General features: G+C 66.1%; 2 protein-coding genes and 1 pseudogene. All 3 read left to right on the forward strand.

Annotated elements, in window-relative coordinates:
- Positions 1-513: pseudogene (locus V6M63_RS21840) on the forward strand (acetyl-CoA C-acyltransferase); the annotation flags it as partial.
- Positions 514-645: 132 nt separating this feature from the next.
- On the forward strand, positions 646-1,254 hold the full coding sequence (locus V6M63_RS21845) for a TetR/AcrR family transcriptional regulator (RefSeq protein ID WP_332745324.1): 609 nt from the start codon (positions 646-648) through the stop codon (positions 1,252-1,254).
- On the forward strand, positions 1,251-1,821 hold a 571-nt coding region (locus V6M63_RS21850), incomplete at its 3' end, for an acyl-CoA dehydrogenase family protein (protein ID WP_332745326.1). The genes V6M63_RS21845 and V6M63_RS21850, both read left to right, overlap by 4 nt.

Consider the following 1,821-nt stretch of genomic DNA (forward strand, 5'->3'; position numbering starts at 1 on the left):
GTGACCCTGGAACAGCTGGCGAAGATGAAACCGGCCTTCAGCGAAGGCGGCAGCGTCACGGCTGGCAACGCCTCCGGGCTGAACGACGGTGCCAGCGCCCTGCTACTGGCCAGCGGCGACGCGGTACGGGAACAGCACCTGCAGCCCATGGCCCGCCTGGTGGCTTACGCCCACGCGGGTGTCGAACCCACCCTGATGGGTCTCGGCCCCATTCTCGCGACGCGTCTGGCGCTGCAACGCGCCGGCCTGAGCGTGGCTGACCTCGACGTGATCGAGTCCAACGAAGCCTTCGCCGCCCAGGCCTGCGCGGTCTCCCGCGAGCTCGGCTTCGACCCGGAAAAGGTCAACCCCAACGGCTCGGGAATTTCCCTGGGCCATCCGGTGGGGGCCTCCGGTGCCATCATCGCCACCAAGGCGATCCATGAACTGCACCGGATCAAGGGCCGCTATGCGCTGGCCACCATGTGCATCGGTGGCGGCCAGGGCATCGCCGTCATCTTCGAACGCGTCTGAGAGGTAGCGGTCGGGAAATGCCAGAACCCAACCCACGACAAGGGTTCTGCGCACCCGACCGCCCTCTTCGGCGCGCCTTGTCATCACCGTCGCGACACTCCGGTCCCGAACACTGCCTTTGAGGGGTGCAACATGAACACAGCCACGTGCCTAGCACCCATCTCGCGCACCGGCAGTACCGGCTCGCGCTTCGAGCGCAACCGCCCCAGGGCCCTGGAACTGTTTGCCCAACGCGGCTTCGCCCAGGTCAGCCTGCGGGAACTGGCCAGCCACCTCGAACTGACCGCCGGCTCGCTCTATAACCACTGTTCCAGCAAGGAGGAGCTGCTCCAGGAGTTCATCGAGGAGCATTACATGGCGCTGTTGTCATTGTTCGACCGTCGCCACCAGCGCGAGTCGGCCGGTGCGCCCCTGCAGGCGGTGATCCAGCGCCTGATAGCGCTCCATGAATCCCACCCCCTGCACTTCCAGCTGGCAGTCCGCGACGCTGGCTGCCTCAAGCCGAGCCAACGGCAGTACATCGATCGGCTGCGCCAGCAGGTGCAGCACAAGCTCCATGCGCTGCTCGGTAGCGCCGGCTGCATCAGCCCAGGGCAGACCAACGTTGCGGCCTTGGAGCTGCTCGAGCACTTGCCACTGTGGCTCTCGCGCTACCCGCTGAGCGAACGGCAGCGCTGCGAGACCCTGGTGCGCCTGCTGACGGCCACCACCCCCTTGTCGACGTTGGAGATCCGACCATGAGCAACTACCAGGCACCGCTGCGCGATATCCACTTCCTCCTCACTGAGGTTTTCGACGTCGGCACTCAATGGGCTGCCCTGCCAGGGCTCGCCAACAGCCTGGACATGGACACCGCCCAAGCCATCCTCGAGGAAGCCGGTAAGGTCACAGCAGGGATCGTCGCACCGCTCAACCGCAGCGGCGACGAGCAAGGCTGCGCCTGGAGCGACGGCGTGGTCACTACCCCGGCCGGTTTCCCCGAGGCCTACCGGACCTACGCCGAGGGTGGCTGGGTCGGCGTGGGCGGCTCACCGGAGTTCGGTGGCATGGGCATGCCCAAGGTAATCGGTGCCCAGGTCGAGGAAATGGTCAACTCGGCCAACCTGTCCTTCGGCCTGTACCCGATGCTGACCGCCGGTGCCTGCCTGTCGATCCTCAACCACGCCAGCGAAGCGCTGAAGACGCAGTACCTGCCGAACATGTACGAAGGCATCTGGGCCGGGTCCATGTGCCTGACCGAGCCGCACGCAGGCACCGACTTAGGGATAATCCGCACCAAGGCCGAACCCCAGGCCGACGGCAGCTACA

Origin of the sequence: Hydrogenophaga sp. (genome assembly GCF_036675665.1) — a bacterium.
Lineage (GTDB): Bacteria > Pseudomonadota > Gammaproteobacteria > Burkholderiales > Burkholderiaceae_C > Hydrogenophaga.

What these genes read in the sequence shown, in the direction of transcription:
- V6M63_RS21845 (WP_332745324.1), top strand. Translation starts at nt 646, where the DNA reads ATGAACACAGCCACGTGCCTAGCACCCATCTCGCGCACCGGCAGTACC.